Source organism: Agrobacterium sp. SUL3, assembly GCF_001263295.1.
In the GTDB taxonomy this organism is placed as follows: domain Bacteria; phylum Pseudomonadota; class Alphaproteobacteria; order Rhizobiales; family Rhizobiaceae; genus Agrobacterium; species Agrobacterium tomkonis.
In genome coordinates this window covers 32,248-51,806 of sequence record NZ_KQ414515.1, presented here as the reverse complement: position 1 = coordinate 51,806, position 19,559 = coordinate 32,248, and the positions used below count along the sequence as shown (strand labels likewise).

19 protein-coding genes are annotated in these 19,559 nt (G+C 60.2%); 3 read left to right on the top strand and 16 right to left on the bottom strand.

The window, feature by feature from the left end; genetic code table 11:
- Window positions 1–179 precede the first annotated feature (179 nt).
- From AKG12_RS23625 to AKG12_RS23605, 5 genes are all read right to left on the bottom strand, one after another.
- The gene (locus AKG12_RS23625) at window positions 180–896 is read right to left on the bottom strand and encodes an ABC transporter ATP-binding protein (RefSeq protein ID WP_052820660.1); all 717 of its coding nucleotides are present in this window, start codon (window positions 894–896) and stop codon (window positions 180–182) included.
- Window positions 877–1,641, bottom strand: coding sequence for an ABC transporter ATP-binding protein (locus AKG12_RS23620; RefSeq protein WP_052820659.1), 765 nt, complete (start codon window positions 1,639–1,641; stop codon window positions 877–879). The genes AKG12_RS23625 and AKG12_RS23620 overlap by 20 nt, the downstream gene beginning before the upstream one ends.
- A complete protein-coding gene (locus AKG12_RS23615; RefSeq protein WP_052820658.1) occupies window positions 1,638–2,645 on the bottom strand; it encodes a branched-chain amino acid ABC transporter permease in 1,008 nt (335 codons plus the stop codon). The genes AKG12_RS23620 and AKG12_RS23615 overlap by 4 nt, the downstream gene beginning before the upstream one ends.
- A gap of 1 nt (window position 2,646) precedes the next feature.
- Complete coding sequence (locus AKG12_RS23610; protein ID WP_052820657.1) at window positions 2,647–3,510, bottom strand: branched-chain amino acid ABC transporter permease; 864 nt, start codon at window positions 3,508–3,510, stop codon at window positions 2,647–2,649.
- A gap of 117 nt (window positions 3,511–3,627) precedes the next feature.
- Window positions 3,628–4,800: an ABC transporter substrate-binding protein gene (locus AKG12_RS23605; protein WP_052820656.1), complete on the bottom strand. Its 1,173-nt coding sequence runs from the start codon at window positions 4,798–4,800 to the stop codon at window positions 3,628–3,630.
- Window positions 4,801–5,176: 376 nt separating this feature from the next.
- Between AKG12_RS23605 and AKG12_RS23600 the strand changes: the two genes are divergently transcribed.
- Window positions 5,177–5,554 (top strand): hypothetical protein, encoded by a 378-nt coding sequence (locus AKG12_RS23600; protein WP_052820655.1) that lies wholly within the window; start codon window positions 5,177–5,179, stop codon window positions 5,552–5,554.
- Window positions 5,555–5,635: 81 nt separating this feature from the next.
- Here the strand turns inward: AKG12_RS23600 and AKG12_RS23595 are convergent, their stop codons facing one another.
- The 7 genes from AKG12_RS23595 to AKG12_RS30790 all read right to left on the bottom strand — a co-directional run bounded on the left by AKG12_RS23595 (window position 5,636) and on the right by AKG12_RS30790 (window position 13,945).
- The gene (locus tag AKG12_RS23595; RefSeq protein ID WP_052820654.1) at window positions 5,636–6,460 is read right to left on the bottom strand and encodes an AraC family transcriptional regulator; all 825 of its coding nucleotides are present in this window, start codon (window positions 6,458–6,460) and stop codon (window positions 5,636–5,638) included.
- A gap of 203 nt (window positions 6,461–6,663) precedes the next feature.
- Window positions 6,664–8,397, bottom strand: coding sequence for a M14 family metallopeptidase (locus AKG12_RS23590; RefSeq protein WP_052820653.1), 1,734 nt, complete (start codon window positions 8,395–8,397; stop codon window positions 6,664–6,666).
- A 5-nt stretch (window positions 8,398–8,402) separates the two neighbouring features.
- Window positions 8,403–9,251, bottom strand: a complete 849-nt coding sequence (locus tag AKG12_RS23585; RefSeq protein WP_052820652.1) for an ABC transporter permease — start codon at window positions 9,249–9,251, stop codon at window positions 8,403–8,405.
- Between the two features lie 6 nt (window positions 9,252–9,257).
- Complete coding sequence (locus AKG12_RS23580; RefSeq protein WP_003505487.1) at window positions 9,258–10,181, bottom strand: ABC transporter permease; 924 nt, start codon at window positions 10,179–10,181, stop codon at window positions 9,258–9,260.
- An 89-nt stretch (window positions 10,182–10,270) separates the two neighbouring features.
- Entirely contained in the window at window positions 10,271–11,806 is a 1,536-nt protein-coding gene (locus AKG12_RS23575; protein WP_052820651.1) for an ABC transporter substrate-binding protein, read from the bottom strand.
- 41 nt (window positions 11,807–11,847) lie between these two features.
- The gene (locus tag AKG12_RS23570) at window positions 11,848–13,668 is read right to left on the bottom strand and encodes an ABC transporter ATP-binding protein (protein WP_052820650.1); all 1,821 of its coding nucleotides are present in this window, start codon (window positions 13,666–13,668) and stop codon (window positions 11,848–11,850) included.
- A gap of 139 nt (window positions 13,669–13,807) precedes the next feature.
- Window positions 13,808–13,945, bottom strand: a complete 138-nt coding sequence (locus AKG12_RS30790) for a hypothetical protein (protein ID WP_197283345.1) — start codon at window positions 13,943–13,945, stop codon at window positions 13,808–13,810.
- Window positions 13,946–14,237: 292 nt separating this feature from the next.
- Here AKG12_RS30790 and AKG12_RS23565 point away from each other — a divergent pair, with 292 nt between their 5' ends.
- Window positions 14,238–14,531, top strand: a complete 294-nt coding sequence (locus AKG12_RS23565; protein WP_052820649.1) for a putative quinol monooxygenase — start codon at window positions 14,238–14,240, stop codon at window positions 14,529–14,531.
- Between the two features lie 60 nt (window positions 14,532–14,591).
- Here AKG12_RS23565 and AKG12_RS23560 read toward each other — a convergent pair whose 3' ends face one another.
- Window positions 14,592–16,493, bottom strand: coding sequence for a bifunctional sugar phosphate isomerase/epimerase/4-hydroxyphenylpyruvate dioxygenase family protein (locus AKG12_RS23560; protein WP_052820698.1), 1,902 nt, complete (start codon window positions 16,491–16,493; stop codon window positions 14,592–14,594).
- A 122-nt stretch (window positions 16,494–16,615) separates the two neighbouring features.
- On the opposite strand from AKG12_RS23560, the gene AKG12_RS23555 reads away from it, so the two are divergent.
- Entirely contained in the window at window positions 16,616–17,308 is a 693-nt protein-coding gene (locus tag AKG12_RS23555) for a TetR/AcrR family transcriptional regulator (protein ID WP_046802087.1), read from the top strand.
- Here AKG12_RS23555 and aroQ read toward each other — a convergent pair.
- From aroQ to AKG12_RS23540, 3 genes are all read right to left on the bottom strand, one after another.
- On the bottom strand, window positions 17,283–17,726 hold the full coding sequence (gene aroQ, locus AKG12_RS23550) for a type II 3-dehydroquinate dehydratase (protein ID WP_052820648.1): 444 nt from the start codon (window positions 17,724–17,726) through the stop codon (window positions 17,283–17,285). The genes AKG12_RS23555 and aroQ overlap by 26 nt on opposite strands.
- Entirely contained in the window at window positions 17,723–18,592 is an 870-nt protein-coding gene (locus AKG12_RS23545) for a shikimate dehydrogenase (protein WP_052820647.1), read from the bottom strand. The genes aroQ and AKG12_RS23545 overlap by 4 nt, the downstream gene beginning before the upstream one ends.
- A gap of 203 nt (window positions 18,593–18,795) precedes the next feature.
- On the bottom strand, window positions 18,796–19,557 hold the full coding sequence (locus tag AKG12_RS23540) for an amino acid ABC transporter ATP-binding protein (protein ID WP_052820646.1): 762 nt from the start codon (window positions 19,555–19,557) through the stop codon (window positions 18,796–18,798).
- Between the last annotated feature and the right edge of the window lie 2 nt (window positions 19,558–19,559).

The following is a 19,559-nucleotide window of genomic DNA, read 5'->3' as shown; positions in this document are numbered from 1 at the left end:
AACTCCAGTGGAATTTTTATTCCATTGGGTTTTTTAGGAACGAATAAATGAGGTGTCGTGGGTCCGTTGTGGGCACAGTTGATCCGACGCCCTCATTCCTGTGCCTGTCACAGGGGTCCAGCCAATGCGCATCTGCGCGGTGGGGGCTGGAAACCTGTTCTGGTTTTATTTCGATGCACTCAGTGCAGCCCGCCAACGCCAAGATGCGTATCGACAATATCCGGGTTCTCCGCAAGCGCGCTGGACGGCCCTTCCCAGACGATGCGGCCACGTTCCATGATGATGGCGTGGTCGGCGAAGTCGATGGCCATCTGGATACGCTGTTCGACGAGGAGAATGGTCATTTCGCCCGATTGCGCCAGTTTGGAAAAGGCCGCCATCAGCTCCTCGCAGATGACGGGTGCGAGGCCTTCGAGCGGTTCGTCGAGAAGCAGCACACGCGGCTGTCCGAGAATCGTGCGAGCGGTGGAGAGCATCTGTTGTTCGCCGCCGGAAAGTTGCGAGCCGAGATTGCGGCGGCGCTCTTTGAGGCGCGGAAACAGCGTGTAGGCTTCCTCGATGGCCGATTTCGGCCGGGTCTTGAGGCCGACGAACAGGTTTTCCTCGACGGTCAGCGTCGGGAAGACATCCCGCGTCTGCGGCACGTAGCCGAGGCCGGCTTTGGCGCGGGCGGCGCTCGGCAGGGCGGCGATGTCCTGCCCGCCGATGCGGATATCGCCGGCAAAGCGTTTCGTCTGGCCGGCCAGCGTGGCGAAGAGGCTGGTCTTGCCGACGCCGTTGCGGCCGAGAACCGCGAAACGCGAGCCCGACGGCACGGAAAGCGACAGGCCCTCGATGACGCGGGTGGGGCCATAACCGGCGGTGAGGTTGACGATTTCAAGCGGCGCTGCGGGCATCGGCGTAACTTCCCAGATAAGCTTGGCGGACTTCCGCATTGCTGGTGACATCATCAGGCGAACCGTCGAAGATGACCGCGCCTGCGGCGAGCACCACCACACGTTTGGCAAAACGGAAAACCAGATCCATGTCGTGCTCGATCATCAAGATGGCGAGATCGGCCGGCAGACGGTCGAGCGCCTGTTCGATACGCGCCGTTTCCGTGGAAGGCACGCCGGCCGCCGGTTCGTCGAGCAGCAGGATTTTCGGGCGGAGCGCCATGGCAAGTGCGATCTCGATCAACCGTTGCTGACCATAGGCGATTTCACGCACTCGGGTTTCGGCAAGCGCCAGAAGACCGAGCGTGCCGAGAATGTCGCGCGCTTCGCTCATCACCGCGGGCATGGCGCGGTAACGGCCGAAAATCCGGCCCGTCCTGCCTTCCCGTTGGAGGATGGCAAGCGCGACGTGCTCCTCCGGCGTCATGTCCTGAAACAGCCGGGTGACCTGAAACGAGCGCACGAGGCCGCGCTTCACCCGCTGGCTGGCGCTGAGGCCTGTCACGTCCTCACCGGCTATGCGCACCGTGCCGGCCGAGGGCTTGATGTTGCCGGTAACAAGATTGACGAAGGTTGTCTTCCCTGCGCCATTGGGGCCGATCAGGACCGTGCGGTCTCCCGGCGAAAGCGACAGCGAGACATTGTTGGTGACGACGAGGCCGCCGAAATTCTTCTTGAGGCCGGATACTTCGAAAATGGCGCTCATTTACGAACTCCCCATAGGCGCGCAATGATCTGCTCACCCGCGCCATAAAGCCCGCGTGGTGCGAAGAGCACGACGGCAATCAGCAGCAGGCCGACAATGGTGAGCCAATGAAAGGGATTGGCGGCGGAAACGACATCTTCGAACCACATGAAGGTGACGGTGCCGATCAGCGCGCCATAGAGCGAGCCTGCGCCGCCCAGCACCAGCATGACCAGCGCTTCGGCCGAAAGCGTGAAGCTGAGACTGTCGAGCCCGACGACCTGGGTGGAAATGGCGTTCAGTGCGCCGCCAATGCCGGCGACGACGCCTGATATGACGAACATCTTCAAAATCGTGCCATTGACCGAGCCGCCCATGGCCTGAATGCGGATGCTGTCCTGCTTGACGCCGCGACACAGCATGCCGAAGGGCGAGTGGACAATGACCCTGAGGGCGAGAAAAACGAGGAGCAGTAGACAGACGCCATAGATATAGGCGGTGCGGCCGAAAAGATCGAACTCGAAGGTGCCGAACAGGGCGTCCGGCGAGACGCCGGCAAGGCCGTCGCTGCCGCCCGTCCAGTTCGACGCCTTGTTGGCCGCCTCATGGAACAGATGGATGACGGCAATGGAAAGCACCAGCTGCGGCAGGCCGTGGGCACGCAGCAGAACAGTGCCGGAGAGCAGCCCGGCGACGCCGCCTGCTGCGGCGCCAATGGCGGTCATGAGCAGCGGATCGGTGATCTCGAAATGGGCGGCGGCGATGCCGGCGGCATAGGCGCCCGCACCGAAGAGCGCCGCATGGCCGAGCGTGGCGACGCCGCAATAGCCGGTGACGAGATCGATCGACAGGACCAAGAGCGCAATGGCGATGATGCGGGTCAGAAGCGCCAGATTATCCGGAAACAGGTAATAACCGGCAATCGCGGCGGCGATGATGAGGAGCGGTCCCGCGAGCGTGCGCAACGGCGAGCGCGTCTTCGGGATCTCTGCCGTTTCAGTCACGTCGTTCATGAGCACCGCCATCTCATTTCGCCCTTCCGAGAAGGCCGCGCGGGAACAACGTGATGATCACGATGACCGCCAGATAAAAGAAGAATTCGCCATATTCAGGGGCGAGATACCGCCCGGTCGTATCGATGGCGCCGAGCAGCAGGCAGGCGATCAGTGCGCCGGGGATGGAGCCCGCGCCGCCCACCGAGACCACCACGAGGAAGGTGACCATATAGCGCAGCGCATAATAGGGTTCGACCGGCAGCAGTTCCGCGCCGATGACGCCGCCCATTGCGGCAAGACCGACGGCGATGGCGAAGCTGACGGCATAGATGATTTCGGTGCGCACGCCCAGCGCCGCAGCCATCGCGGCATTGTCCACCGCCGCTCGCAGCTTGATGCCGAAGGCCGTCTTTTCGAAGGTGAACCACAATGCCCCCGCCACGGCCAGACCGCAGGCAATGGCGAAGATGCGGTGGGTCGCAATAGTGCGGAAGCCGAGATCGGTCGGGCCAGCCAGCTGCTGCGGCAGCGGAATGGTCTTCAGCGTCGGGCCGAAGACGAAATTGGCGATGCCGATAATGCAGAAGGTGATGCCGATGGTCATCAGCACCTGCGTCAGTTCAGGTGCGCCATAAATCCGCCGGTAAAGGAAACGTTCGAGCGGTATGGCGATGATAATGGTGCCGGCGATGGCAACGAGGATCGCCGCCGCATAACCGAGACCGAGGCCGTGGGCGGCATAAGAGGCGAGGTAACCGCCGATCATGGCGAAAGCGCCATGCGCCAGATTGACCACTCGCATCAGTCCCATCGTCACCGAAAGGCCGATGGAGATGATGAACAGGACCATGCCATAGGCAAGCGCATCGATAAGGATGCTGAAGACCGTCTGCATGTTGAAAAAACTCCTCCCGGTGCTGTAACGCCCGTCCGGGCCGGAACCGAACCGCCGCAAGGCGGCTCGACCGTTGCAAGAATGCCGCTCTTGTGGCGGCGAGGCCGGTATCGCCAGTTATTTCGCGGCGGCGAGGCCCGGATCGCCCTGTTTTTCGAAGGTCTGGACTTCCTTGTTGTAATAGCTGCCGTCATCGGCCTTGGCGACTTCGCGCAGATAGATGTTCTGCGTGATGTGGCGGCTTTCCGGATCGATGCTGACAGGGCCGCGCGGGCTTGTCCAGGAAAGACCCTTCACCGCCTCGACTGCCTTTTCCGCATCCTGTTTGCCGCCGGTGGCCTCGATCATCTTGCTGATGACATACATGCCGTCAAAGGCGCTAACGGCAGGGAAGGACAGTTCCTTCGGATTGCCGATCGCCTTGGTGGCGGCTTCCACGAAGGTCTTGTTCTCAGGTGAATCATGCGAGACGGCATAATGGAAGGTCGTCTGCATGCCGAGTGCGGCCTCGCCGAGTGCCGGCAGGTCGGATTCCTGCGTGAGATCGCCCGGCGCGAAAAGCTTGACGCCAGCGGATTTCAGGCCGTTATCGTTGAAGGCCTTGACAAAGCCGAGCGTGGTCGGGCCTGACGGCAGGAAGGCGAAAACCCCTTGCGCGCCGGAATCCTTCACGCGCTGCATGATGGGGCTGAAATCATTGGTGGAAAGCGGCATGCGGATGGTTTCCACCACCTCACCGCCGGCGGCGGTAAATGCCGCCTTGAACGCGTTTTCGGCATCGACGCCGGGGCCGTAATCGCTGACCAGCGAAATGACCTTCTTCACACCGCCATCAAACGCCACCTTGGCAATGGGGGTGGAGGTCTGCCAGGTGGTGAACGAGGTGCGCACCACATAGGGGCTTTTGGTCACGATGGCCGAGGTGGCGGCATTCATGATGACCATCGGCACATTGCCCTGCTTCAGAAGCGGCGTGACGGCCATGGCGTCGGGTGTGAAATAGAAGCCGGCGAGATATTGCACGCGTTCCTTCACCACCAGTTCCTGTGCCAGCGCCTTGGACTGCGCCGGATCGGCCTGCGGCACATCGCGATAGACGACCTCGACCGTGTCATCGCCGACCTTGTTGCCGTGAAGTGCAAACCAGGCATCGATGCCGGCCTTGAAGTTCTTGCCCTGCAGCGCAAAGGGGCCGGAGAACGGACCGACCACGCCGACCTTGATTGTCTCGGCATAAGCAGCAGAACTGAAGCAGATGGCCGCGATTGCGGCGGTGATCCGTAATTTCATTGATTTTCTCCCAATTGATCCGTGGCTCCCATCCACCGATCCAGGCTGCCAGATTGATGAGTGCGGTGACCAAAGTAAAATGAAATAAGGGGGGTAATAAATAACCTGACGGTTATCAATCCCGGCTTCATCTGCTTCCGTCTGCAATGGGATCACACAATAGGCATCGCCGGGTGATTCTCAATACGAAGCCCACCGGCGACCATCGCGGGCGGCCTGTCTGAAGCTGCCGCGTCTGGATGTCCCGTTATCAAACGGCTGCGGCCGGTGACGGGAAGACACGGATTTCATGCGCGCAAAATGATATGCCTTAACCAGTTCTAAGGGGATTGTTCGTAGTCTCGCGAAGCATATTTTGAAATTTATTTGGTGTCTGATGGGCGAATATCAAAATAAGGCTGTTGAGCTGATGCGAAATCGCGTCGGAGAAAGTATACTCAACAACAAGATCGAGCGCCGCGAGGCGTTTCTGCGCAAGGCGCTGGCTCTGTATCACGTCATGGGTGGTACGGTGGAGGGTGTTCAGGCGGCGACGAAGGATGTTGCAACCTTGCCGGTGCCGGCCGTCGACGTGGCCGTCGGCGATGTCATGTATAAGCTTGCCGCAATCGGCCATGTCGCCGATATCGATATCATTCAGGCCGGTTATAACAAGCTCGACGCCGCAAACCTGCATATCCTCAGCAAAGGCAAGAAGCTGTTGCAGAAACAGCGGGAAAACAAGCTTGCCGCCACCACGACACCGGAAAAATAAGCGTAATTTCCGTTCCTGCCCGCCAAAAGTGCGGTTCAGGGTATGCCCCAGCACTAGGCTGGGGCATAGGCATTTCAGGCGTCAGGCGACGATCGGAATCCAGATTTCCACGGTGCCCCGTCCCGTTTGCGGATCGAAACGTCGATCATACAGTTCGAAATCGGGGGAGCGGGCGGTTTTGAGGCCGGCATCGGGCAAGGCTTTGTTCCAGATCGTATAGACCGTTTTGGGAAGATCCGAGATATGGCCACTATGGGTGAAGACCGCGTAGGATTGCGCGGGTACCTCGATGTGATCCATGCCGGCTGTTTTCTTCAGCGCTTTGACGCCGGCTAGATATGTGCAGTTGCCAGCTTCATCGGCGACGCTGCATACGCCGTAAGCGGCCCCGGATACCGCCTCCTCGACGTCGTTTTCACGGGTGTTAAAGGCTTGCCAGAGCGTCGGAATAGCGCCGTTGTTCTCCAGCGAACAGGCGGTGCTGAGACCGACTACCAGGAAGGCGTCGGCGCTGCGCATTTCCGGTGGCTGGACTTTGACGAACATGTCGTTCTTCATTTTGAATGGCTCCATGAGATCAAGGGATGAGGTTGATCGGGCCTTGCGAACAATGCTCGGTAATATGTTGAAATAATTCGCAAAGGCTCGTGTGAACGCCTCATGAGACCCGTATCCCGCACCAAGCGCGACGGTGAGGATGTCAGCATCGCACTGCGCGATGGTTCTGGCCGCCTCGGAAAGCCGACGCGCCCGGACATAAGACATGATCGACAGGCCGGTGGAAAGCTGGAACAACCGGCACATATGATGTGTGCTGATGGCGCAGCGGTCGGACAGGACCATCAATGTCAGGTCTTTGTGCAGGTCGGTCTCGATCTGCCAGATAAGTTTGTCCAGGGCGGGCATGGGGTCTCCTGTGGTTCACACCCGCATCATGCAAAACCGCTCCCCTTCATGCTTGATCGGGTTTGACTTGTTGTCGCGAATGGACCGGACAATACAGGAGACATCCGAATATTTGTCGGATGTCGCGCCGCTGCTTCCAAGTTGACCGGGTGCCAGCGCGCCCGAAGGTGAATACGCTGGCATGGGGCCCTTACCTGGCGATGTCAGGCGACCTGCGGTGACACAATCTCCTGCCAGGCATCATAGGCCGATAGAACCGTTTCCATCTGTGCAGTATGGCCGGTGATGAAATCATCGCCGTAGATCGTCTCATCGGGATATTCGGTAATCAGCGTCATCGGCACGGTGTGGCGGTCGTCGATGGACGAGAGGCACGGGAAGCCGTTGATGATGCGGAAACCGGTTTCGCCGGCGTGGATTTCATAAAGCGCGATCTGGCGATTGTTGTAGTCGAGCAGCCCGGGAATGGCGCCGAGATGGCGGGTTACCCTGTCGAGCAGGGCTTCGGCCTGGCTTTCCCAGTCGGCATGATGGCGGATGATGAGGAAAAAGCCTTTCGGTAGTGTCCACATGGCGAAGTTGCGCGGCACATAACCTGATAGAGGCCGGGTCCATTCATGCGAGGGATAGCCGTGCAGGTTTACATGCAGGCTGGCACCGCTCATCTCCTGCGCTTTGAAGCGGATTTCCTTCTCGTTGAGATGGCTGCCTGAATTTTCCGGCGTGCGATATTCGAGATCGTCGCCCAGCGCCGTGTAGCGTGCCGCATGGTGCATATGACGGGGATTGTCGATGCGCAGCCGTTGGTGCAGGGCGTAGCCGTCAGGGTTTTCCAGCGGGGATATGGTGAAATGCGCACCCTTGCGCTCTGCAAGCTTGCGGGCCGCGCGGATGGCGCCGACGATGCCTGTCGTCTCGTTGGGGTGCTGGCCGCCGCTCACCATCACGGCGGCATCGCTGCCGGCAATGTAACGGGCGGCAAGAATGCGGCCGGAACGCGAGCGGGCATCGAAGGCCTCGCCGCCGATCTCCGATAGCAACCCTGCGATCTGACCTGCGGCCACCGGTTCGCTGGCCGCATCGATCGTCTGCTCCATGCCATCGAGGAAGGCGGTGGTGAGCGCACGGGTCTCGATGCGGACCGAAACCTCGCCATTGCTCTTGACGATTTCCGGAACGATCTGGCCGGGTTTCAGGCCGCGGTCACCCAGCGGCCTGCCCGATTTTTTCTGGAAGAACTCCAAGAGCGAGAAATAGAAATCCTCATGCAGCGCTTCACGCAGGCTGACAACTTCATCGCCGACCGGCAGCGACAGGTCTTCGGCCGGATGCGCAGCGCGGATGTTCAATTCCTCGAAATAGGGTTCTTCATTACCCCAGTCGTGGCTGGCGACTGCTTTAATGGCCGCTTCGAAAAGCCGCTCGTAGTCCGTCTCCAGCCGCTCGCCTGTCATATCGCCCGCAAGACGGAACCAGCCGGTGGGTGAGACATTGGTTTCGCCGACGATATCGCTGTGAACCCGGTTTGGAGCCAGAACCTTCAGTGTCTCCGTCCGGTCGCCACGCTTGAGTGTCAGGTCATAGTGAAGGGCATCGTCCTTGCGGGCGATGAAGCCTATCTTCGCATCGCCGACCAATGCTGCCAGCGGATAGGCCTCCAGCCGGAAACGGTTGGCGGGCGCGTTTGCGTGCACCGGGTAACCCACCTCGATGCTATCGACGCCATCAAGATTGATCTCTTCCAGAAAGGTGAAGAGAAGCGGCTTGTAGGCGCTGCGGATACGGGCGCTGACGCCCTTCTTCTTCAGCCTCTCTTCGGCCTCGCGGCGGCTTTTGGCATCATCGAAGGTCCATGCCTCGAAGGATTGGCCGGGCGTGGCGCGGGCGACAAGGGCATCCAGGGTGCGCTCGAAGGTCTGTTCGAAAATCTGGCTCATCGCTGTTACCTCGAGGTTCTGCCTGTTGGGTCAAGGCTGTCGCGCAGCCAGTCGCCGAGAAGGTTGAGACCAAGCACGGTAAGGAGGATGGCGAGGCCGGGGAAAACGCTGACCCACCATGCCGTCTGCAGATAGGTGCGGCCATCCGCCAGCATGCCGCCCCAGCTCGGAATGGTCGGATCGACGCCAAGGCCAAGGAAGGTGAGGCTGCTTTCAAGCAGGATATTGTTGGCGACATTGAGCGTCATCAGCACGATGACCGGGCCGATGAGGTTCGGCAGCAGATGCTGGAGAATGATGCGCCAGTCCTTCACGCCGATGGCGCGGGCGGAAAGGATGAATTCCCGCTCCCGCAGCGTCAGCACCGAGCCGCGCACGAGGCGGGCATATTGCACCCATTGCGAGACGATCAGCAGGATGATGGTGTTGGTAAGGCTGCCGCCGACAATGGCGATGAAGGTGATGGCAAGCAGGATGAAGGGCATGGCGAGCTGGATATCGGCAAAGCGCATGACCAGCATATCCCAGAAGCCGCGATAATAACCGGCGACCAGACCGACGGCGACGCCGAAGATGACGGCGCCGATGACCGAGGTGAAACCGACCAGCAGCGAAATCTTGCCGCCGGCGACGACGCGGGCGAGCACGTCACGCCCCAGCGGATCGGTGCCGAGCGGATGGGCGGCATTGGCAAAGGGCTTGGCGAGGCGCGCCATCAGGTCGATCTTCTCCGCCCCACCGGGAAACAGCACGTCGGAAAAGAGGACGGCAAGGCAGATGACGGTGGTGAGGAACGCGCCGAGAACGAATTCGAGATTGGTGAAGCGCGACAGGCGCGAGGTTTTGGCAGCCATCGTCACTTACTCCGTGCGGATGCGCGGATCGACAAGCCCATAGGCGATATCGACCAGAAGGTTGATGCCGACGATCATCAGCGACAGCACGGTGATGACGGCCTGGAGCACGGGATAATCACGCGCGCCGACCGCATCGAAAGCCAGCGTGCCGAGACCCGGCCAGTTGAAGACACGCTCGATGACGACGATGCCGCCGAGCAGCCCGCCGAATTGCAGGCCGAAATAGGTAATCAGCGGAATGGCGCAGTTGCGCAGCGCGTGTTTGTACAGCACCTTGCTTTCGCTGAGACCTTTGGCGCGCGCCACCATCACATATTGCGAACGCAGCGTATCGAGCATGGCCGTGCGCACCAAGCGCACATTGGTGGCGGTCAGGATCACACCCATGGTGACTGATGGCATGATGTAGCTGGCAAAACCGCCCATGCCGCTTGGCGGCAGCCAGCCGAGCGTGATGGAGAACAAGAGCACCAGCATGGTGGCCAGCCAGAAATTCGGGAAGGACAGGCCGACGAGCGAGAAGATGCGGATCACCTGATCGGCCGTCTTGCCGCGCGAGGTCGCCGCCTTGATGCCGAGCGGGATCGAAAGCGCAATCGACACCGCCATCGAGATGAAGGCGAGCAAAAGCGTGGCGGGCAGGGCGTCGGCAATCAGCCGCGAGACCGGCGTGCTGCCGGTGAAGCTGCGGCCGAAATCGAGCGTTACGAGGCCCTTCAGGAAGCTGAAATATTGCACGAAGAACGGCCGGTCGGTGCCCAGCGCCGCGCGGATGCGCGCCAGATCGTCTTCCGTCATGCTGCCGCCGCCCTGGAACATGGTGACAGCCGGATCGCCCGTCAGGCGGATGGCGAAAGAGACGAGAAGGGTGATGGCGATGACGACAAAAATCGCCTGCAGCAATCGCTTGATGAGGAAACCGGCCACGTTTTTTACCTTGCGAGGAAACGGGGGAAGAGAAATCCCGCCTTGCCCGCGAGAGGCGGACAAGGCGGCGTGTCAGAGGATCAACCCGCTTATTCGACGGTGACGTCGGTAAGCTTCAGGCGGTTGTCCGGCGGTGCGATGAAACCCTTGACCCGCTTGTTGATGCCGTAAATGGCATTGGTGTTGTAAAGCGGAATTTCCAGCGCGCGTTCGGCGGTATAGCTGCCGATTTCCTTGAGGATCTTTTCGCGCTCGGCACGGTCGGTCAGCGGGCGCTGGGATTCCAGCAGCTTGTCCAGCTTCTCGTCCTTGTCATAGGGGTTCCACTTTTCACCCGAGTGATACATGGAATAGGCCGTGTTGTCGTAATCGAAGGTCCAGCCGCCCCATTTCTGCTGGAACATCGCGCCGGTCTTGCCCTGCGGGATGATGTCGTTCAGCAGGACGTTGGTTTCGTAAGGCTTGATGGTGGCGGTGATGCCGACCATGGACAGATAGCTGGAAATGACCTGCGCCACTTCGTTCATAGTCGCGTCATTGCCTCTGATATCGATCTGCAGCGCCGCACCCGGCTTAACGCCGGCTTCCGCGAGAAGCTTTTTGGCGCCCTCGGGATCGTAAGGCAGTGGCTTCAGGTCGGCATCGTAACCGAAGGACAGCGCGCTCTGGAAGCTTGCAATCTCGGAGGCCTGACCGGCAAGGATCGACTTGACGATGGTGCCACGGTCGACGGCCATGATGATCGCCTTGCGCACCTTCGGATCGGCGGTGATGCCGTCACGGGGGTTGAAGCGCAGCGCATCCACAGTCGGGCCGGGAACGCTGACGATCTCCAGCTTGGAATCGCCCTCGATAACCGGGATCATGCCGATCGGGATGGTGGGCGGAATGACGAGATCGACGCGGCCGGCCTGCAATTCGGCAACGGCGGTCGCCGGTTCGGCGATGAAACGGTATTCCAGTTCGGAAAGCTTCGGCGCACCGCCCCAGTAATCCGGGTTGGCTTCCAGCTTGATATTGGTCTTCGGTGCGTAGGAAACGAATTTGAACGCACCGGTGCCGACCGGGTTGAGGTTGAAATTATCCTCGCCCTTTTCCTGAATGTACTTCGGCGGAACGATCATGCCGCCATAACCGGCAAGCTTGGTCAGCAGCACCGGATCGGGCGCCTTCAGCTTCATGTCGACGGTGTAGTCGTCGATAACGTCGACGCTTTCAATGGCGACATAGTTGGAGCGCTGCGGGCCCTTGGCACCCTGTTCGCCGAGAAGGCGCTCGAAGGTGAACTTGACGGCGGCGGCGTTGAAGGGTTCGCCATTGTGGAACTTGATGTTCTGGCGCAGCTTGAAGCGGATGCGCTTGCCCTCATCCAGCTCTTCCCAGGATTCGGCAAGGCCGGGGGCCAGTTTCAGGTCCGGGCCGCGATAGGTCAGGCCGTCGAAGATGTTGGTGGCCACAGCCGCCCATTGCACGAGGAAGGTGTCGATCGGATCCCAGCTGCCGGGGTCCTGCGGGCTGGAAATGGTCATCTTGCCGGCGGCAAGAGCCGGTGCGGCGGTCAAGGCCGTGGCGGCCATGGCAAGCGCGACGAACGTTGTCGTCATCCCCTTCTTGATTATTGTCATCTACCTGTTCCTCTTCAGATTGTTGTGGGTCTGGTTGTCATTCAGGCGCTCTTCGCGATGAAGTGGCCTGGATTGATTTCCTCATGGGCGAGAATGGCCGGCTCATCGCCGACACGGCGCACGGGATTGGGAATTTCGCCCTCGATCATGGCGATGCGGCGCTCGATCTTGGGATCGGCGACCGGCACGGCCGAAAGCAGGCGGCGGGTATAATCATGCGTCGGGGTTTCGAAGACCTGCCGGCGGCTGCCCATTTCCATGATCTGGCCGAGATAAAGCACGGCCACGCGGTGGCTCATCTTTTCCACCACCGCCATGTCATGGCTGATGAAGAGATAAGCGAGACCGCGCTCGGCCTGCAGGTCCATGAACAGATTGATGATCTGCGCCTGAATGGAGACATCGAGCGCCGAGAGCGCCTCATCCGCGATGATGAGCTTCGGGTCGGACGCGAGTGCGCGGGCAATACAGACACGCTGGCGCTGGCCGCCGGAAAACTCGTGCGGATACCGTGATGCATGTTCGGAGCTTAGGCCCACACGTTCCAGCAATTCATCCACGCGCCGCCGTACGGCCTTCTGATCATTAATCAAACCATGGGTGTTGATTGGCTCGGCAATGGAAAAACCGACCGTCTTGCGCGGATCGAGCGAGGCGAAGGGGTCCTGGAAGATATATTGCACTTCCTGCCGCATGCGGAACCGTTCCGCCGCCGACATCTCAGAATAGCTGCGGCCATTGAAGGAGATTTCTCCCGACACCGCCGATTGCAGCTGCTGGATGGTGCGGCCGATGGTGGATTTGCCCGAACCGGATTCGCCCACCAGCGCCAGCGTCTCTCCGGCATGAATGTCGAAGCTGACCTTCTGGACGGCGCTGCAACGGTGTGTCGCCTTGCCGAACAGGTTCTTGCGGATATCGAAACGAACGAACAGATCTTTGACCGACAGTAGCGGCTTGGCGTCATATTTTGCGGTGTTCTGCACGCGTTCCTCGCCGACCACCACCGGCTGGCCGTCCTGCAATACGGTGAGCGGCAGGCGCTTGGGAAACTCTTCGCCTTCCATGCTGCCGAGGCGCGGAACGGCGGAAAGCAGGGCGCGCGTATAGGGGTGCTGCGGATTGCCGAAGATATCCTTGACCGGACCTTCCTCGACCTTCTTGCCCTTCCACATGACGACGACGTCATCGGCCATTTCAGCCACCACGCCCATATCATGGGTGATGAAGACCATGCCCATGCCGAGCTTCTTCTGCAGGTCGCGCATGATGTTGAGGATTTGCGCCTGAATGGTCACGTCCAGCGCCGTCGTCGGTTCGTCGGCGATCAAGAGCTTCGGTCGGCAGGCGAGCGCCATGGCGATCATCACGCGCTGGCGCATGCCGCCGGAAAGCTGGTGGGGGTAACGGTGCAAAAGCTCGGCCGCATCGGGCAGCCGCACCATGTCGAGCAGCTTTTTTGCTTCCGCCATGGCCGCCTGCTTGCCCATCTTCTCATGCAAAACAAGCACTTCGCAAATCTGGTCGCCGATGGTGAAGACCGGGTTGAGCGATGTCATCGGCTCCTGGAAGATCATGGCGATCTCCTTGCCGCGGATCGAGCGCATCTCCTTCTGCGAGGCCTTCAGCAAATCCTTGCCTTCAAACAGGATTTTACCGGTGGGATAGGTCGCGCCCATCATGTCGGCAAGGCGCATGGTGGACAGTGAGGTGACCGATTTGCCCGACCCGGATTCGCCGACGATCGCCACGGTCCTGCCTGCTTCGACGGAAAAGGAGATGTCGTCCACGACGCGGCTGTCGCCGAACTCGACGCTCAGGCCTTCGACCGAGAGGAGGGCGTTGCGGTTTACGGCAGTCATGTCAGCGTCTCCGGCTTGGCGTGCGCGGCAATTCTGGCGCGGCCATCTGAATTATGGAAGGGCAAAAGGGCGTCGGACAGGCGCCGGCATCAGGCGTTGCGCGAAAGAAGGCGAATGTGAAGGAAAAGCGCATGGTGGCTCACGCCGCCTCGAAGGCGCAATGGGCATCGGATGAAGCCGGCAGACGCGGATATTGCGATCTTGCCCCGGCTTTGAAAGCCACGGTGTCGGTGCCGGCAAGATGCCCGGCATCGGCCCCGGAATCGATGTTGCGCATGAAATTGTATTCCCCACCCTTGTTTTACAAAAAAGCTAACAAAACCCGACAATCATGTCCAGAGTGTTGAACAATTTTTGTGTACTGCTCTACAAATGCGCAAGTGCATTTATTTTGGGCGCGCGTGTGCCTCAATGTGCTGGGCGCGTACAACGCCTCTTCAGGGCTTATTGTCGAGGATGACGGAGGAAGGGTAAGCGGACAAATTTTATCGTGATGTCGCAATGGTAGACGATTGTATCGTTGCCCGTGCTACAGGCGGATAAACAATAATCCAACGAGGATACCGAACATGACGAATAGAACGGGCGCAGTCAGATTATCCGGCTTCCTGCGTTGCGCATCGGTGGAGGATATCCAGCTTGTGGAAACCCATCTTCCCGAGCACCTTCGTCTGACCAGAGCGGAACCCGGCTGCATTTCCTTTGACGTCACTCAGACCGACGACCCTCTGATCTGGCGGGTGGAGGAACTTTTTGTCGATCGCGCCGCCTTTGATTTTCATCAGCAGCGGACGCGGGCATCGGAGTGGTTTGCTGCCACCTCCGCCATTCCACGGGATTACGAGATAACGGCGCCGGCGTGAGAAGAACGGCCGGCCGCAGCGGCATTCCTGTCGCTGCGTGCTGTCGGTTTTCGACGGCAATTATTCCTTCGGCATGCCGACCGGTGGTGCAAGACGTCGTTGGGCCGCAATGCGGAAAGGCGCGTTCATGGCCCCATAACCGGCATAGGCACCACGCCGCTCGATGATCTCGAAGAAGAAACCTTCACCGAAGGTGCGGCTGTATATCTGGAAATATTCGCCATTGTCGTCGCGGTCATAAAGAATGCTTGCTTCTCGCAGGGCATCGGAAAATTCCGGTTCCAGCCCGAAACGGGCTTCCAGATCGTCGTAATAATTGCGCGAGATCGGCAGGGCGTGGAAACCTCGTGCCTGCATTGCCTTGGCCGTCGCGAAAATATCATCGGTGGCAAAGGCGATGTGCTGGATGCTGGTGCCGAAACCCTCGGCCAGAAATTTGCCGGCGAAGGTCTTGCGATTGTCGGCGCCGTTCATGGTCAGGCGGAAATGCGGCGAGGGCACGCTTTCGATCGCCTGACTGCGCACCAATCCGCCGGGATCGACCACGTCGACCATCGGCGTGCGGCGGGTGGAAAACAGCGATGTGTAGAACAGAAGCCAGGTCAGCATTTCATCATAATGCGTTGTTTGCGCAAGGTGATCGATGCGCTTCAGGCCGGCATCTTCGGCTGCCTTCCGTCCCTGCGTCGACACGAACTCATTGTCCCAGATGGAGGCGAGCGCCAGCGAGGCATCGAGGAAATAGATGACGCCGTTGCCCACGCCCTGAATGGCGGGAACGGCCACTTCGCCCGTCTTGCGCGGTTCCGTGAAGGTCGGCGCGCCGAGCGCTTCGGCCCGGGCAAGGGCCGCCTGTGCATTATCGACCTTCAGGCCGAAGGCATAGGCATTGGTGCCGTGGATGGAATAGGACGCGCCGGCGAAACTGTCGCCTTCATCGCTGGTGTTGATAACAATGCGGATGTCGCCCTGCGTATAAAGATCGACATCGCGATTGCGGTGCTTGCCGGTTCTTTCGAAACCGAGCGTGGCGAGCAATGTCTCCAGATGGGCTTTTTCCTCCGGTGCCGTGGTGAATTCGACGAATTCCACCCCTTGCGTTTGCACCCGTTCCGGCATGGCGGGCACATCGATGCGAATATCGGGTTCGAGACGGCGCACCTGATCCATGAGGTTGATGAGCGAGCGGTGACCGTCTTCGGCCAGCAGGCGGGCCGAGCCGCCGCGGAACTGGTCGTTGAAGATTTCGAGCGACAGCGGGCCGCTATAGCCGGTGGCGGCCACGGCGCGCATGAAATCCACCACCGGCAGGTCGCCTTCGCCCGGCATGTTGCGGAAATGGCGGCTCCAGTAGAGCAGGTCCATGTCGATCAGCGGCGCATCGGCCAGCTGCACGATGAAGATCTTGTCGCCGGGGATGGAGCGGATCGAATTGGGGTCGATCTTGCGTGAGAGCGTGTGGAAACTGTCGAGAATGATGCCGACATTGGCGTGGTCGGCGCGGCGCACCACCTCCCAGGCATCGCGGTGATCGCTGATATGGCGGCCCCAGGCCAGTGCCTCATAGCCGACGCGCACGCCGTGTTTTGCCGCAAGCTCGCCAAGTTGATGGAAATCGGCGGCGGCGCGGTCGATGCCGCCAAGCGAGACCGGCGAGACATTCGAGCAGATCAGCATCAGGTCGGTGCCGAGTTCGCCCATGATGTCGAATTTGCGCTGAGCGCGTTCGAAGGCGCGGTCGCGGTGCGGCTCCGGCATGCCCTCGAAATCGCGGAAGGGCTGGAAAAGCGTGATGTCCAGCCCGTGATCGGCGACAAGCGCCTTCACCTCGCGCGGGGAGGCGTCATAGGTCAGGAAATCGTTTTCGAAAATCTCCACGCCACTGAAGCCTGCCTTGGCGATGGCCGCCAGTTTTTCGGGAAATTCGCCGCTGATCGATACGGTTGCAATGGATGTGCGCATTGGCATGCCGTGTCTGCCTGTGTCATAGCTCGCCATATTGCCTTCCTTTTCAGCCTTATGTACTGATTGGTTAATAATCAGGGCGTGGGCTTGGGCCAGCCGCCCCACCGATGGAATGGATCATGACCAAAAGCGCTACTTCGAACGGAACCCGAGACAGCCGGCAGGCGAAGCGCGATCCGGAGGGAGTGCGCCGCGACATTCTTTCGGTGGCCATGGAAGAGTTTTCGCAGAACGGTCTCTCCGGCGCCCGCATTGATGAAATTGCGGCCCGCACGCGCACGTCCAAGCGCATGATCTATTACTATTTCAGCGACAAGGAGAGCCTTTACCAGCGTGTGCTGGAAGAGGCCTATGCCAAGGTGCGCGGGGGTGAGAGCGATCTGGAGCTGGACGACCTGGAGCCGGCGGCGGCGCTCGACAAGCTCTGTCGGTTCACCTTCGATCACCACCGGCGCAATCCGGCCTTCATCCGCATGGTGATGATCGAGAACATCCATCATGGCCGGCACATGCAATCGTCGGAAACCATCCGTCAGCTCAACCGACCGGCCATCGATGCATTGGAAAGCGTGCTGCTGCGCGGCCAGAAAGGCGGCATCTTCCGCGATGGCATCGATGCGCTGGAACTGCACTGGCAGATCAGCGCGCTGTCCTTCTTCAACGTTTCGAACGCCGAGACCTTTTCGTTCATCTTCGGCGACAGCCTGTTTACCGAAAAGGGTCAGGAGACATTGTCGCGGCATGTCAGCGACATGGTACTGCGTTATGTGCTGACGCCCGGCCATATCACGACGATCGGGAAAAACGGTTGATGAGATGGCGTAACGCCACCTCGTAACCTTCGATGCCGAGACCGGCGATTACGCCTTCGGCGCGGGTCGAGACGTAGGAATGGTGGCGGAAAACCTCGCGTTTGTGGATGTTGGAAATATGGACCTCGATGACATCAGCTTCGAAGGCATTCAGCGCATCGAGGATCGCCACTGATGTGTGGGTAAAGGCGCCGGGATTAATGACGATGCCTGACGATTTGCCCCGCGCTTCGTGAATCCAGTCGATCAGCTCATATTCGCGGTTGCTCTGGGCAAAGAACAGCTCATGGCCGGCAGCATCGGTCACCTTGCGGCAGTTGGCTTCCACATCGGCCATGGTCTCATAGCCGTAGATTTCCGGCTGGCGCTGGCCGAGCAGGTTGAGATTGGGTCCGTTCAAAACAGTAAAAAGGCTCATGCCACACCCTCCGCCATGCACAGTTCGGTGAAATGCGCCGTCATGCGCTGCGCATCCGGCTCGCGGCCGCAGAACAGGCGGAATGCGCCGACGGCCTGAAACACCGTCATGCCGCCGCCGGGCAGGGTGCGACAGCCCTTTTTCGCCGCCGTCGCCAGAAGTTCGGTGACGAGCGGCATATAGACGATATCGGCCACCCAGTGCCGCTGTTCGATGAGGTCGGCCGCGACCGGCATGCCCGGATGGGCAGGCATGCCCATGGGGGTGGCATGGATGAGACCATCGGCGAGGGGCAGGGAGGCAGCCGGGTCTTCAACGGCAAAAGCGCGGCCGTCGCCGAAACGGGCATTGAGTTCGCCGGCGAGCCGCTCCGCCCGCGGGAAATCGCGGTCGAAAATATCGAGACGGATGATATCGAGCTTCAGCGCCGCATGGGCCACCGCAACGCCCGCTCCGCCAGCGCCGACCAGCAGCGCCCGGTCACGTTTCGCATCAGGCAGGCCGCGCACGAAACTTTCATAAAAGCCGTACCAGTCGGTATTGTGGCCGATGCGTCGGCCATCCTTGAATACCACGGTGTTGACCGCGCCAAGCATGCGGGCATCGTCGGAGAGTTCATCCAGATGCGGAATGATCGCCTGTTTGAACGGATGGGTGATGTTGGTACCGGCAAAACCACGCGCTTCCAGCTCATCGAGCAGATCGGGAAGGGCGCTTGCGGGCAGCTTGCGGGCGGTGACGTCGAGCAGCTCATAGGAATAATCGAGGCCGTGGGCAGCGCCTTCGCGCATGTGCAGCGCGGGCGATTTGGAAAGCTGGATATCGGCGCCGATCAGGCCGACCTTGAAGGATTGTTTCTCTGTCATGATCTAGTGTCGTTCGTCGTTTCGGGGCAGGCTCCGCCTGCCTTCAGGTTGCTGGCGAGGTATTGAGACCTCTCCTTCGTCATCCTCGGGCTTGACCCGAGGATCCATAGCCCGTTGAAATCATTGGATCCTCGGGTCAAGCCCGAGGATGACGTCGCGTATGCCGAGAGGTCGCCACAAGTCTGAGGGCAGATGGACGAACCTCAGTGATGGGCGAGAATTTCGCCGAGGAACGTGCGCGTGCGCTGATGCCTGGGATCGCTGAAGAATTCCTCCGGCGGGCCTTCCTCGATGATCTCGCCTTCCGACATGAAGATCACGCGGTCTGCCACCTGCCGGGCGAAACCCATTTCATGGGTGACGCAGATCATCGTCATGCCGTCACGGGCAAGGCCGATCATGGTGTCGAGCACTTCTTTCACCATTTCCGGATCGAGCGCCGAGGTTGGCTCGTCGAACAGCATGGCTTTCGGCTCCATGCATAGCGCCCGGGCAATCGCCGCACGCTGCTGCTGGCCGCCGGACAGCTGGGCCGGGTATTTGTCGGCCTGGTTGAGGATGCGCACGCGCTCCAGATATTTGCGCGCCGTCGCCTCCGCATCGGCTTTCGACAGGCCCTTCACCCGCATTGGGGCGAGCGTGCAGTTTTCCATGATGGTCTTGTGCGGGAAGAGATTGAAGCTCTGGAACACCATGCCCACCTCGCGGCGAACCGCATCGATGGCGCGGCTCGAATCCGAAAGCGTGGTCCCTTCCACCGTGATCTTGCCTTCCTGGATTTCCTCCAGATGGTTGATGCAGCGGATAAGGGTGGATTTCCCCGAACCCGACGGGCCGCAAAGGACGATTTTCTCACCCTTGCGAACCGTCATGTTGACATTTTTAAGCGCATGGAAGGCTCCATACCACTTTCCAACCCCTTGAAGGGCGATAAGCGGAACCTCGGCAGTGGCGGATTGCGGCATGG